A 13,646-nucleotide genomic window follows, 5' to 3' on the forward strand; every position below is an offset into this window, starting at 1 on the left:
GCGCGACTTCGCCGCGTCGTACCCCTGGACCTCCTGCGCGACGTTCACGAGACCGCCCGCGTTGATCGCGTAGTCGGGCGCGTAGAGGATGCCCCGCGCGTGGAGGTCGTCGCCGTGACGCGGCTGCGCGAGCTGGTTGTTCGCGGCGCCCGCGACGATCCGCGCCTTGATCTTCGGGATGGTCGTGTCGTTGAGCGCCGAGCCCAGCGCGCACGGGGCGACGACGTCGCACTCGGTCTCGAAGATCTGGTCGAGCGGGACGATGACCGCGCCGAACTCGCGCTGCGCGCGCTCGGCCTTCAGCGGATCGACGTCGGCGACGGAGATCTTCGCCCCCTGGGCGTGGAGCTCCTTGCAGAGGTGGTAGCCGACGTGGCCGACCCCCTGGACGGCGACGTGGACGCCGTCGAGCGAGTCGCGCTTCATGGTGAACTTCACGCAGGCCTCGATGCCGCGACGGACGCCGAGCGCGGTGAACGGCGACGGATCGCCGGATCCGCCGTGCGCGGGGCCGACGCCGGTGACGTGCTTCGTCACGGTGCGGATGACCTCCATGTCCTCGAGGCCGGTGCCGCTGTCCTCGGCGGTGATGTAGTGCCCGCCGAGATCGTCGACGAACTTGCCGAAGGCGCGGAACATCGCGACGCGGTCGAAGTGCTGCTTCGGCCGGATGAGGACGCTCTTGCCGCCGCCGTGCGCGAGCCCGGCGAGCGCCGCCTTGTACGTCATGCCGCGCGCGAGCCGCAGCGCGTCGACGACGGCGTCCTCGTCCGTGTCGTACGGCAGGAAGCGACAGCCGCCGAGCGCGGGGCCGAGGCGCGAGTCGTGGATCGCCACGATCGCCTTCAAGCCGGACGCCTTGTCATGCTTGAAGTGAACCTCGCCGTAGTCGTATGCCCTCAGGTGCCCGAAGAGATCCATCGCGATCCTCGTTAGCACAGACGAGCCGCCGCCAGGCAAGGAGCAGCGACGACGCGTCACGTCATCGGCGGGGCGTCGCGCGGTCGAGCTGAGCCGGACGCGGGAGGTACGCGGCGGACGAACGCGCGAGCCCGATCCGCGCACGCGCGCGCGGGCGCCGTCGCAGGACGAACCGTCGCGCCTCGCGGCACGACCGCTGCAAACCCCGTCGTCATGAACGGCCTCGAGACCCACGCTTCGCAGACACGAAAACTCGTCGCCCTCGCGTGCGCGAGCCTCGTCGCGCTCGTCGCATGCGATGGCACCGGCTCTCCCGCGAGGCCGCGCGCCGAGGTCGCCGAGAGCGACGACGACGACGCCTCGCCGCCGATCGACGATCCGGCGGCGGCGGAGACGACCGCCGAGCCGGCGGAGACGCCGACGCAACTGGGCCGCGCGTGCGCCGACGGCGTCCGGATGCCGCTGGGGAACGCCTACACGACGCTCGTGTGCCTCCCGCACCTCGACGCGATCCACTACTGGGAGGCCGCGGCGGAGTGGTCGGCGTACGACCGCGCGCCGGTCACGGTCGCGATCCTGGACCTCTCCTTCATCACGGACCATCCCGACATCGCGCCGTCCGTCGACATCACGTGGAACTTCCTCGAGGCCGGCTGCACGACCTTCGATCTCGGCAAGAGCGCGTGCCGCGACGTCGCGCCCGACGTCCCCGAACGGGTGCCGCTCCCCGCGCTCGGAGAGGAGCCGATCAAGCTCGTGCACGGCACGATGCTCGCGGGGTTGATCGCGGGCCGCGGCGCGCCCGGCCGAGGCATCGTCGGCGTGAACCCCTCCGCCAAGCTCGATCTCTTCGTCCGCGATCTCGAGACGGACAACCTCGCGTCGCTGCGCTTCGCCGTGGAGCGACGCGTCGACGTCATCTCGATGAGCTGGCCGCTCGGCAGCCAGGGCGGCGAGAAGGACGTCCCCGAGTTCAGGGAGCTGCTCGAGACCGCGACGAGGCAGGGCACGGTCGTCGTGATGGCCGCGGGCAACTCGAGGATCGACGTCGACCAGCGCGCCGTCTATCCCACGCGCTACTCGACGATCCCGGGCGTGATCGCCGTCGGCTCGATCGACGAGGACGGGGACTTCTACGCGCAGTTCTCGAACTACGGCCCGACGTACGTCGAGCTCGCCGCGCCGGGGATGGCCGCGTCGTCGGGCGGGGACTTCGCGGAGGGCCGCTACAGCGTGCAGATCGGGACGTCGTACTCCGGCCCGATGGTCGCCGGAGCCGTCTCCCGCGTCGTCCAGTACCTCAAGACGAAGCGGGCCGCCTATAGCGCGGCGGACGTCGAGCGCCTCGTCCTCGAAGGCTCCGCGACGAGCCCGAAGCTGACGCGCTACTTCAAGGACGGCCGGCGCCTCGACATGAGCACGCTGCTCGCGCACGTGAAGGCGACGCTCCCCTGAGCGGCGCGGCGCGCCCACGACCTCGCGGCGCGCGGCACGTCGAAACGAAACAGGCGCGGGGCCCTCGCCTCCGCGCCTGGCTCGTGCGAGCGCCGTCGACGCTCAGTGACCGTGGCCGTCGTCGTCGCCGTGGGGCATGCCGTGCGGCATCCCGGGGATGCTCGGCACGTCGAGCTTCTTCGGCGCGTCGCCCGCGCCGGCGTCGGCCGCCTTCTGGAACTTGGCGACCTCGGCCGTCGCCCAGTCCGCCGAGTACGACGGGATGCTGTAGATCGTGTCCGAGCCCTCCTTCATCGCCCAGCGGTTCGTGCCGGTCGAGACGCCGCCGACCTTCACCACGAACTTGCCGGCGTTGTCCTTGAGCTGGACGGTGACGGTCGACTCGGGCTTGTCGAGGCCCGTGTCCGCGGGCGTCTTGCCGTCGCCGAAGTCGTCGGCCGTGAGCGCCTTGAACGCGCGGACCGCGTCCTTGACCTTCTCCTCGTCGAAGCGATCGATCGGCCGGCCCTTCCAGGTGCCCGACCACTTGTCGCCTTCCTTGGTGAAGGAGAGCTGGCCGTCCTTCTTCTCGATGACGAGGCCGTTGGCGTTCTGGTCGTCGTACTTGAAGATCTCGGTCTCGCGGAAGCCCTTCGGCTCGCGCGTGTACAGGTAGCTCGAGTAGCCGGTGACGGCGTAGATGCCCGGCTTGCCGTCGACCATCGCCATCTGACCGCGCTGACCCGAGCTGCCGAACGTGAGGTCGACCTTCTTCTCGCCGCCCTTGAACGCGACGACGTGGACGCCCTTCTCGGCGACGAAGTCGTAGTCCTTCTTGGAGTCCTCGGAGGCCGTGGAGACGATGACCTCCTTGGCCTTGAGGTCCTTCAGGTTCTTCACGAGCTGGTCGACGTTGCCCTGGTTGGCCGGCGCCTCCACGGGCTTGGTCATCGCCCACTTCTCGCCCTTCTTCTCGAGGACGATCTCGCCCTTGTCGCCGTTCGTGACGCTGATCTTGTCGAGCTCGTCCGGCGCCTTGAGCTCGGGGAGCTCCGCGCTCGTGGTCGACGAGGTCCCGATCTTCGAGTCCTTGTCCTTGGCGTAGTAGATGGCGCCGCCGAGCGCGGCGAGGACGATCACACCTGCGTACAGCTTCGTGCTCTGGCTCATGATGGCTTGGCTATCTCGGGTCGAAGAGGAGGTCAGGCGGCGAGGAGATCGACGTTCTGGCGGCGCGCCTCGCGGATGCGCCAGAGGACCAGGCCGAGCCCGGCGAACACCAGCGGGATGCCGAGGGTCATCGTCCCCTCGATCCAGTACTGCCGCGTCTTGCGCTCCTTCTTGATGCGGTCCTCTTCCTTCTTGAGCTGCTCCTCCGTCATCTCCTCGCCCGCCTTGGGCTTGACGACGTCGCCGTAGGCGAGGTTCGGCTCCATGAGGATCTTCGCGCTCGCGGCGAGGAGGTCGACGTCGCCCGTCATCCAGTCGAGGAGGTTCTTCGTCTGGAGGATGAACGTCGTGCCGATGAGCTGGACGTACGGCCCGGCGATCGCGTTGAGGAACTCGTCGCCGCCGCCTCCGGGCATCATCATGCCCATCTGGCCGAGGTCGGGGCCCTGCCCGGAGCGGACGAACGGGTTGGCGAAGAACTGCGCCGACGAGATGACGAGCACGCGCGCGTTGTTCGAGGCCTCGGCCGGCGTCTCGACGCCCATCTTGTCGCCCTCGGGGAACGCGGTCTTGAGCTTGCCCTCCGCGGTCGCGGCGATCGCGTGCTGCTGGAAGTTGCCCTTCGGGCGCCACTGGCGCGCCGGCTTGAGGTCGACGGTGTCGCCGGTCTCGGTGAGCGCCGCCGGCGTCGAGCGCGCGATGACGCGCAGCTTGTCGCCGAGCTGGGGCTGCTTGTCCTTCTTCAACGTCAGCGACGAGGCGAACGGGAACGACGCCTGCGGGATGCGGAAGAACGCGGCGAAGCTCGTGTCGAGCAGGACCTCGTCGCCGGTGAAGCGGCTGTCCTCGCGGACGTCGAGCACCTGCGGGAAGATCATCGTGCGCGGACCGGTGAGCGTGTCGACGCGGACGCGGAACGGACGGCCGAACTCGAGGACGACGTCCTTGTTCATGACGATGCCGTAGCCGTCGAGGAGCTTCTCGAGCCCGTGCGTGTCGAGCGTCGCGTTCATCGTCGGGTCGCCGGCCTTCACGTTGACCGCGCTGGCGAGCACGGCGAGGCTCTTGCCGCGCATGACGAACTGGTCGATGCGGCGGAGCTCCTTCTCGGAGAGGTCCTTGCCCGGCTGCGTGATGAGCAGGCCGTCGAGCTCCTCGTCGACCTCGGCGTCGCCGTTCTTCAGGTCGACCTCCTTGATCTCGTAGAACGGGAAGTACTGACCGATGATGCCCTGGATGGTCGGGCCGCCCTGACGGCCGCCGCCCGGGACGAGGTTCGCGTCGGAGAGCTTGAGCTCGTCGTGACCGGTGAGGACGCCGAGCTTGTGCTTCGTCTTGTCGCCCGCGTCCTTCAGCTCGCGGATCTTGTTGGTGATCCAGAACTCGAGGCCGGTGTTGTTGTCCGGAGAGAGGACCGGGATCTTCTCGCGCTGCGTCTTGTAGGTGAAGACGAGGCCCATGTAGCCCTGCGCGACCTCGGCCTTGTCCTCGGTGTCCGAGCCCTCGATCCGCTGGAGCTTCTGGAGCCCGGCCTCCTCGGCCTTCTTGCGCTCCTCCTCCGTCTTCGGCTCGATGATCGTGTAGTCGAACTTGCCGCCGCCCTTCTCCTTGTACTGCTGGAGGAGATCGCGCAGATCGCGGACGAAGGCGTCGAGCTTCGGGAGGCCGCGCGTGACGTACGCCTCGACCTCGATCTTCTCACCGTCCTTGATCGAGCGGATGAGGCGCCCGCTGCCCTCCGACAGCGTGTACTTCTCCGCCTTCGTCATGTCCTTGCGCCAGTACATGAAGTAGCTGAGCGTGTTCACGGCGACGACGATCGCAGCGAGGATGAAAAGCATGGCGCCGCTCTCGGTCGCCGCCTTCTTCTTGCGTTCCATGGCCATGGTTCGGTTTGCCTTGTGAAGCCGAGATGAGTCTGTTGAGTCGCGAGCGTGTCCCGAGTCGGCGCCGGCGGGCGCCCGTCAGGTCCACTTCCTGCGCTCGAGCGCGTGGAACGCGACCACGAGGCAGAGGACGGCGATCGACACGAAGTAGACGATCGCGCGGCTGTCGAGCAGGCCTCGCGCGAACGGCTCGAAGCGCGACTGGAGGCTGATGAAGGAGATCGCGTCGCCGGGCCAGCCCTGGAGCGACTCGACGGCGCTCAGCGTGCCGAGCGCGTAGATGCCCGTCAGCGTGAGCATCGTCGCGAAGAACGAGAGGATCTGGCTCTCCGTGAAGCTCGAGTACATGAGGCCCACCGCCGTCCCCGTCGCCGACAGGAAGAAGAGGCCGCTCATGCCGACCCAGAACGCGCCCCAATCGAGCTCGCCGAGGTGCCACGGCCACTTGAACATGGCGATCGGGTAGAGCACCACGAGGGCGAGCTGCACCGTCACGATCGCGAGCGCGGCGAAGTACTTGCCGAGGATGACCTCGCTGTCCTTCACCGGCATCGTGATGAGGAGCTCGATCGTCCCGACGCGCTTCTCGTCCGAGAGCGTCCGCATCGTGAAGAGCGGGATGACGAGGAAGCAGAGCGCGAACGGCAAGAAGTCGAACATGCGCTGCATCGTCACGCGGTCGACCTGCCAGAACCCGCCCTTGTACATGTAGAAGAACAGGCCGAGCCCCACCATGCTCGCGGAGATCACGATGTACGTGATGACCGAGTTGAAATAGGCGGCGAGCTCGCGGCGCGTGATGGTCCACGTCATCGCGAGGGAGCTCGGGCGATCGAGGGCGGCCTTCTCCTTGGGCGACGCGTCGATCATCGACATCGGCTTGGTCGCCACGTCGTCGCTGCCCCCGCCGTCGGAGTCGCCGTCGTCGGAGTCGTCGTCGCCCGAGTCGCCGTCGTCCGAGCCTTCGCCCTCGTCGCGCGCCTCGTCGTCTTCCTCGTCCTCGTCGCGCTCCTCGGCCTCCTCGGCGGCGCGGGACTTGTCCTTCGTGGCCTTCTCGATGGTGCTCTCGCTGCTCATCGCTTGTTCCTCTTGCCGTCGTCGTCCGCGTCGGAGTCGTCCGAATCCGAGTCCTCGTCGTCGTCCGACTCGTCCTCGTCGTCGTCCTCTTCTTCTTCCTCGTCGTCGTCGTCTTCGTCGCGGGCGCGGCGATCGTCGTCCCTGACCGGGCCGAGCTGGCGGTTGCGCCGCTCGTCGCCGATCGTCAGCTGGCGGAAGACGTCTTCGAGGGTCTGCGTGTCGCGGTGGAGCTCGAGGAGCACCCAGCCCTTGTCGGCGATCATGCGGAAGATCTCGGGGCGGAGATCCGACCCGTCCTCCCCGGCGAGCTCGTAGGCGTGCGCGCGATCGTCCGTGGGGAGCTCGTTGACCTTCTTCACGCCGGGGAGCGAGTTGAGCGCGTGCTCGACCTCGGTCTGGCGCGGGGGCGTGCCCTTGCCGCGATAGGGCGCGTCGCCGACCGACTCCTGGATCGAGACGACGTAGCGGACGCGGCCGCTCTTGGCGCGGATCTCGTCGAGCGGGCCGTCGGCGACGACGCGACCGCGGGAGACGATGATCGCGCGGGCGCACGCGGCCTCGACCTCTTTGAGGTTGTGCGTCGAGAGGAGGACCGTGCGGTCCTTTCCGATCTGCTTCAGGTAGTTGAGGAACTCGGTGCGCTCGTTCGGATCGAGATCGCTCGTCGGCTCGTCGAGGATGAGGATCGGCGGGTCGTGGATGAGCGCCTGGGCGAGGCCGACGCGCTGGCGATAGCCGTGCGACAGCTGCCGGATCTCCTTCGAGAGCGACTGCGCGAGGCCGCAGATCTCGACGACCGTGCGCGCGCGCTGCTTGAATTTGCTCGCGTCGATGTTGCGGATCCGCGCCGCGAACTGGAGGTACTCGTAGACCGTCATCTCGAGGTAGAGCGGCGCGCGCTGCGGCAAGTAGCCGAGGTTCGCTCGAACCGAGAGGGTGTCGTCGAAGACGTCGTGGCCGCGGACCTTCGCCGTCCCGCCGGTGGGCGAGATGAAGCAGGTCAGGATCCGCATCGTGGTCGACTTCCCGGCGCCGTTCGGCCCGAGGAAGCCCACGACCTCACCCTTGTTGACCTCGAAGCTGACGTCGTCGAGCGCCTTGAACGAGCCGTATCGCTTCGTCAGGCCGCTCGCGTAGATCATCACGTCGGTGGACATCCATCCTCCGTCGCCCGTCCCCCGCCGTTCGTGGAGGGGAATCGGACGCGCACAATCGAGAGAAAGAGAGCGGAAGAGTCACGTTCCTCGGTCGCTTTTGGCCCCTCGGAACCCCGTATCCTCGGTCGCGAGCTCCCTTGGAATACTGGTGAAACAGACCCGCCCGGCACGCGCGGAACGAGCTTCCTACCGGATTTCTTCCCCAGACCCAACAGTCCCGTCATTTCAGCGCCCTCGAGCGGACGGCCGAACGCGGCGAGAATCCTCGGGAAGACGTCAAAGTCCCTCGGCCGCGCATCCTAATCGCGGGTCCTCTCCTGTCAACGGATCGGCGTCCCCGGCCCGCCGGAAGACGGACGAGCGGACCGCAGGGCACCCGCTCCGCGCGGCGCCCCGTCGTCCGGCGACGCCCGCGCGACCGCCGTGACCGGGCGGCGCCGCACACGGCCGCGGCCACGCGACGGCCGGATCTCACCGGCTCAGCGGCAGCCGCTCACGTCCTTGCCGTCACACTCGAGCGAGGCGACCGAGCGCGACGGCACCGGGGTGCCGGACGCGCCGGGGCGCCGGACAGACAGCTCGTCAGGTCCGTCCAGCACGAGCACGCCGGCGCGGCGTCGGCGGGCTCCTCGGCCGCCGACGTCCGGGCGCCCCGCGGCGCGAGCCGTCGATCGTCGATTTCAGAGCGCCGAGGGGACCTGGATCTTCGGCGCGCTGATCCCGAGCGGTGAGGTCGTGGTGCTCTTGTCGGCGTCGGGGATCTGGACGTCGGCCTTGCTGTTCTGGACGACGAACTTCAACCCGGAGTCGCCCGGCTCCACCTTGCCGCCGACGATGATGATGCCGACCTCGCTGCCGTCGACCACGCCGGCGGCGCGGCCGTTGGCGGCGAAGTTGGTCCGCTCGATCTTGAAGTCGGTGGAGCCGCCGAAGATCCCGACGCCGTCGCCGATGAGCTCGGTCGCGGCGAGGTTGGTCGGGACGGGCGAAGCGACGGTCTCCTTCACCGACCCGCCGACGATGATGATGCCCTTCAGCGCGATCCCGCCCATGCCGACGATGCGGTTCTTCGAGAGCTCGGTCTCCTCGATCCTCAGCGCCGGCGCGTCGAGCGTCCCCTGGAGGCCCTGCGCCCAGACGCCACGCTCGCGGTTCTCCGAGATGGTCGACGCCGCGATCACGGCGCGCGTGCTGGCGCCGTCGAGGAGCACGCCCGTGCCCTCGTTCTTCTCGACCGTCACGCCGTCGAGCGTGAGCTTCGCTCCGTCGGTCGTGACGACGCCCGCGCCCGCCGAGAGCGACGAGCCGCCGTTCTCCGACACGCGACCGCCGGACATCGTCACCTCGACGCCCGCGCCGCCGACGTAGAGGCCATAGGCGTTCTTCTCGAGGACGACGTCGGTCAGCGTCGCGCTCGACGCGCCCTCGCTCCCCGGGACGACGGCGACCGCCGCCTTCTCGGCGCCGGACACGACGACGTCGAACACCTTGACGTCCCGCGCGACGATCGCGACGCCGACGCCGCGCGCCCCCGTGACGTCGAGGTTGCCGAGCTGCGAACCGTCGCCGGTGACGGTGATCGCCCCGCCGGTCCCGGGCGCGGCCGTGAGGACCGGCCGGGTCCCCTTCGCGCCGACCAACGTCACGCCGTCGATCACGATCGGGACGGAGGACGTCACGCTGCCCGTGAGGACGACGCACCCGCCGGCCCCGACGTTGGCGAGGCCGGAGACGAGGCTCGACTCGTCCGACGCGCCGGCGACCGACGCGCACGACACGCCGTCGGGCGGGGCCAGCGCGCCCTCGTCGTCGTCCGAGCTGCAGCCGGTCGCGGCCGCGGCGAACAGGACCGACCAAGAGAGGAGGGCGACGGGGAGGAGGGGGGTTCTGACCATGCAGGCAGTGTCTCTTACGTGTCGACGGTGGCATTGCTTCCCTGGCCATAACGTTTTGCCAAGGATTCCGCGGCGTTCTTCTGTCCGAGCTCGATCAGGCGGGCGTAGGCTTCTTCCTTGTGCCGGCGGGCCTGCTCGAACGCCTCGCGGCTCCGCGTCGTATGCATCGCCGCGAGGAAGACGTCCATCGCCGTCGCGTGGGCCAGCGCCACGAACATCGCGTTCTTCGAGCGCTCGGCCGCCTCGATCGCCGCGCGCGCGCGAGAGGCCGCCTCGGCGACGTTGGCGCGGGCGAGCTCGACCTCCGCGAGGGCGCGCGCGCTGTCGGCGAGGACGTCGAGGAAGCCGCCCTCGTCGGCGAGGCGGCACGCGCGATCGAGCTCGGAGGCCGCGACCTCGTGCTCGCCGAGCGCCAGCTTGGCCTGCCCGAGGTTGGAGTGACCGATCGCCTCGCGCGCGAGCCAGCGCGCCTTCTTCGCGGCGGCGCGCGCGCGCGCGGCGCGCACGAGGAACTCGGGATTCGCTCCCTGGCTCGCCTCGAACGCCTGGAGCCAGGCGTCGGCCGCGGCCGCGTGACGGCCCCGCCGCGCCTCGACGACGGCGAGGCTCGCCCGGTCCCGTACCGCCGCGGGCGACCCGACGGGGTCGGCCGCGATGAGGCCGCGCAGGAGCTCGGCGGCGCGTGCATCGTCGCCCGCGCGCTCGGCGGCGTAGACCTCGGCCCGCGTGGTGTCGGGGGACGGCTCCAGGCGGGCGGAACGCTGGAGGTACGCGAGCGCGGCCGCGTCGTCGCCCTGGCGGCGCGCGATCTCGGCGAGCTGGCGCAGCAGGGCGGGATCGTCGGGACCCAGCGCCAGCGCCTGCTCGCCGGCCGCACGCGCCTCGGCGAGCTTGCCGCTCGTGGTCGCGAGCACGGACAGACGCTGGAGCGCCTCGCGCTTCTGCGCCGGCGTCGCCGTACCCGCGGCGAGCCGTGACAGGATCGCCATCGCCTCGTCACCACGGCCGGCCTCGGCGAGCAGCTGCGCGGACATCAGGTCGCGCGCCGGATCGGCCGGGGCGTCCCGCAGATCGCCCAGCACCTGCAGTGCGACGTCGCGTCGGCCGAGCGCGACAGCGACGTTCGCGGCCGCATCGAGCGCCGCGGTGCGGTCGGCGGGCGTGAGGCCGCGGTGGCGCGCTGCGGCGCGGAAATCGGCCAGCGCCCCCGCCTGCTCCCCCAGGCGCTGGCGCGCGTTGGCGCGGTAGAGCAGCGCCGGGGCGAACCCCGGCTGCTGCGCGAGGACGCGGGTCATCGCGCGCGCCGCGCCCGCCGCGTCGCCGAGCGACGCCAGCAGCACGCCGTACTCGTAGCGCACCTTCACGTCGGCGGGATCGCGCTCGAGGTAGGCCGCGAGCTCGGCGCGCGCCTCCTCGCGCCGGCCCTGCGCCAGGAGCCGGTTGCCGCGGTCGAGATAGGGGTACGTCTTCGCCTCGCGCAGCTGGCGCGCGACGAAGCTCTCCCCCTCACGGTCGGCGTGCAGCAGATCGGCGTAGGACGACGCCGGCGACGACCCGGGCGTCGGCTGCGCGCCCGCCGGCCGCACGGCGACGCTCGCGGCGAGGGCCGCCGCCAAAAGGGCCACGCGTACGGTGCGCCCCGTCCCTCCCTGCACCGCGCCGGACCTCACTCCGTCGTACCGTGACCCGTGCTCGCGAGGGCCCGCGCGAGAACCTCGGGACTCACCAGCTCGCGCTCCACCAGCAGCTCGCCGAGGCGGCGATCGCTCGCGCGCTGCTCGGCGAGCGCCGCGTCGAGCTGCGCCCGTGTGAGCCAGCCGCGCTCGATCAGGCAATCGCCGATGTAGCGCCCGTTGCGCGCCGCCGTCGTCGCCACCTCGTCGAGCTGCGCACGCGTGAGCCAGCCGTGGTCGAGCAGCACGTCGCCCAGACGCCGGAAGCCCCGCCGCTGCTCGCGCACCAGGCCGTCGAGCGCTTCCCGCGTGAGGAGTCCGGCGTCGACCAGCTTCTGGCCGAGCGACGGCTCCGCGGGCGCGGCGGGCTCGCCGGGCTCGGGCGGATAGCAGCGGTTGATCGCGAAGGCGACGTCGGCGGTGGTGCTGAGCGACAGATCGACCGGGTGGCCGAGGCGCTGCTCGATGTCGTCGCGCTGCTCGCGCGTCAGGAGGGTGCTCGACGCGATCTCGATGCGGCCGTTCGGCTGCACGGCGACCGGCACGAAGCCGTACTGCCGCGCGAGGTCGCGCGGCACCGTCGACAGCACCTCCTCGGGCACCGCATACGGATCGATCTCGCGGACCTTCACCTGGAGCTGCGCGCCCACGACCTGCACGAGCTCTTCCTCGCGCACGAGCCCGCGCTCGACGAGAATCGCACCGAGGGGACGCGGATCGCTCTTCTGCTGCGCGAGCGCCTCGTTCAGCGCACCGACGGTGAGGAGACGGCGCTCGAGCAGGAGGTCGCCGAGGCGACGCCGGTAGGCGGCGAGATCCTCGTCGTTCGGATAGACGTGATCCGTCTTGTCCCACTTGATGAGCTTGCCGGTGCGCAGATAGCTCGCGTACTGCCGCAGGGCGCGCCAGCAGGCGCAGAAGTTGATGAGGTTGCCCCACACGAGGCGGGGCGCGCTCAGCAGCCCCTGCAGCGGCCCGTAGATGCGCGTCACCGTGACGAAGCGCTGCACGAGACGCAGCGCGAGGAAGCTGCCGTTGATCCACAGCAGCGCCTTCACCCACGGGGCGAGGTCGCTCAGCGCGACGTAGCGGTGCCCGTCGGGGTCGAGCGCCTCGCCGATCCAGAAGGCCGCCACGATCATCACCAGCACGTAGCCGAGGACGTTCAGCTGCGAGGTGACGAGCGTCTTGCGGTCGCGGAAGAGGATGTACTTGGTGCGCCAGTCGCCGCGCCAGCCGAGGTTCGCCCAGCCCTGGAGGGTGATGCCGATGACCCAGCGCGTCTTCTGTCGCACCGCGAGCCAGAAGTGGCTCGGGAAGTACTCCCGCGTCGCGACGTAGTCCGTGACCCGCACCCGGCGCGGCGTGCGGGACCACCACGGCGTGCGCGTCGTCTCGCGCTCGTAGGGGAAGCGCACGAAGATCGACGGCAGGCCGACCGCCCGCAAGCGGAAGCCGAAGTCGTAGTCCTCGGTGAGCGAGTCCAGGCTGAAGAGCTGGTTCTCGTTCGCCATGCCGAGCGCCTCGACCGCCTCGTGGCTGAACGCGGTCCCGACGCCGGCGCTCGGCACGTTGCGCCCGAGCCGCTCGCGCACGACGAGATCCTTCGAGTGCAGCTCCGCGAACTCGTCCATGTAGACGCCGGCGGTGAACTCGTTCCACTTCCGCGGCAGCGAGAAGACCGGGATCTGGATCATCGCGAAGCGCGGCATCAGGTAGTTGAAGAGCTTCAGCGACAGCGGGTGCACGATGTCCTCGGCGTCGTGCATGACGAAGACCGCGAACCGCGTGCCGGTCTGACGCTCGTGGCGGCGCACGCCCTGGATGATCCAGTTGAGGCAGTCCGCCTTGTTGGTCGGACCGTCCTTCGGGCAGACGATGCGCTCGACGTTCGCCCAGCGCTCGCGTGCGCGCTCGACCTCCTGCTGGGTGTCGGGATCGTTCGGATACGTGCCGACGAAGATCGTGTACTTGCTGTAGCGCAGCGTGCGGACGGTGTTGTCGATCATCTTCCCGATGACCGGCGCCTCCTGCCACGCGGGGACGATGATCGCGATCGGCTGCTCGACGGCGCCGAGCAGCTGCTCCTCCTTGAGGCGCGGCCAGCGGCGCCGCACGTAGAGCAGGACGTAGAGCTGGCGGCAGACGTAGTAGGTGTCGATCACCAGATCGTCGAGGCCGCTCAGGGTGAACAGCACGACGGTGACGACGAGCATCGCCTGCGTCCCGAGACCGAGCCAGGCGAGGACGTCGGTCACGCCGGACCTCGCGTCACCTCGCCCGGGCGCACGACGGGCGTGTCGGGACCTCCCACAATGCCATTCTCGGCGGGTGGGAGCAGTTGCTTTAGTGGCCCGCGCGACCGACGGCGGGACGCCCGGCCCACCGGCTCGGAGCCGTCCGGCCGTTCCCCCCAGTGCCGACTACGGCGGC

General features: G+C 70.0%; 9 protein-coding genes. 1 reads left to right on the forward strand and 8 read right to left on the reverse strand.

Annotation, left to right across the window (positions count from 1 at the left end):
- Positions 1–921, reverse strand: a 921-nt coding sequence (locus KIT14_22765; protein MCW5893346.1) for a Glu/Leu/Phe/Val dehydrogenase, incomplete at its 3' end; no start/stop codon positions are given.
- A 213-nt stretch (positions 922–1,134) separates the two neighbouring features.
- On the opposite strand from KIT14_22765, the gene KIT14_22770 reads away from it, so the two are divergent.
- Entirely contained in the window at positions 1,135–2,376 is a 1,242-nt protein-coding gene (locus KIT14_22770) for a S8 family serine peptidase (GenBank protein ID MCW5893347.1), read from the forward strand.
- A gap of 102 nt (positions 2,377–2,478) precedes the next feature.
- Here the strand turns inward: KIT14_22770 and KIT14_22775 are convergent, their stop codons facing one another.
- The 7 genes from KIT14_22775 to KIT14_22805 all read right to left on the reverse strand — a co-directional run bounded on the left by KIT14_22775 (position 2,479) and on the right by KIT14_22805 (position 13,471).
- On the reverse strand, positions 2,479–3,525 hold the full coding sequence (locus KIT14_22775) for a DUF4340 domain-containing protein (protein MCW5893348.1): 1,047 nt from the start codon (positions 3,523–3,525) through the stop codon (positions 2,479–2,481).
- 32 nt (positions 3,526–3,557) lie between these two features.
- Positions 3,558–5,405: a GldG family protein gene (locus KIT14_22780; protein MCW5893349.1), complete on the reverse strand. Its 1,848-nt coding sequence runs from the start codon at positions 5,403–5,405 to the stop codon at positions 3,558–3,560.
- A gap of 84 nt (positions 5,406–5,489) precedes the next feature.
- Positions 5,490–6,488, reverse strand: coding sequence for an ABC transporter permease subunit (locus KIT14_22785; GenBank protein MCW5893350.1), 999 nt, complete (start codon positions 6,486–6,488; stop codon positions 5,490–5,492).
- Positions 6,485–7,630: an ATP-binding cassette domain-containing protein gene (locus tag KIT14_22790; GenBank protein ID MCW5893351.1), complete on the reverse strand. Its 1,146-nt coding sequence runs from the start codon at positions 7,628–7,630 to the stop codon at positions 6,485–6,487. Before KIT14_22790 ends, KIT14_22785 begins: the two co-directional genes overlap by 4 nt.
- Positions 7,631–8,325: 695 nt before the next feature.
- Positions 8,326–9,540, reverse strand: coding sequence for a right-handed parallel beta-helix repeat-containing protein (locus KIT14_22795; protein ID MCW5893352.1), 1,215 nt, complete (start codon positions 9,538–9,540; stop codon positions 8,326–8,328).
- Between the two features lie 14 nt (positions 9,541–9,554).
- Positions 9,555–11,195, reverse strand: coding sequence for a tetratricopeptide repeat protein (locus tag KIT14_22800; GenBank protein MCW5893353.1), 1,641 nt, complete (start codon positions 11,193–11,195; stop codon positions 9,555–9,557).
- Positions 11,196–11,206: 11 nt separating this feature from the next.
- Positions 11,207–13,471 carry a glycosyl transferase family protein gene (locus KIT14_22805; GenBank protein MCW5893354.1) on the reverse strand — a complete coding sequence of 755 codons (2,265 nt, stop codon included), beginning with the start codon at positions 13,469–13,471 and terminating at the stop codon, positions 11,207–11,209.
- Positions 13,472–13,646 lie beyond the last annotated feature (175 nt).

Source organism: bacterium (assembly GCA_026129405.1).
Taxonomy (GTDB): Bacteria; Desulfobacterota; Binatia; order DP-6; family DP-6; genus JAHCID01.

What these genes read in the sequence shown, in the direction of transcription:
- KIT14_22775 (MCW5893348.1), bottom strand. Translation starts at nt 3,525, where the DNA reads ATGAGCCAGAGCACGAAGCTGTACGCAGGTGTGATCGTCCTCGCCGCG.
- KIT14_22770 (MCW5893347.1), top strand. Translation starts at nt 1,135, where the DNA reads ATGAACGGCCTCGAGACCCACGCTTCGCAGACACGAAAACTCGTCGCC.
- KIT14_22795 (MCW5893352.1), bottom strand. Translation starts at nt 9,540, where the DNA reads ATGGTCAGAACCCCCCTCCTCCCCGTCGCCCTCCTCTCTTGGTCGGTC.
- KIT14_22780 (MCW5893349.1), bottom strand. Translation starts at nt 5,405, where the DNA reads ATGGAACGCAAGAAGAAGGCGGCGACCGAGAGCGGCGCCATGCTTTTC.
- KIT14_22785 (MCW5893350.1), bottom strand. Translation starts at nt 6,488, where the DNA reads ATGAGCAGCGAGAGCACCATCGAGAAGGCCACGAAGGACAAGTCCCGC.
- KIT14_22790 (MCW5893351.1), bottom strand. Translation starts at nt 7,630, where the DNA reads ATGATCTACGCGAGCGGCCTGACGAAGCGATACGGCTCGTTCAAGGCG.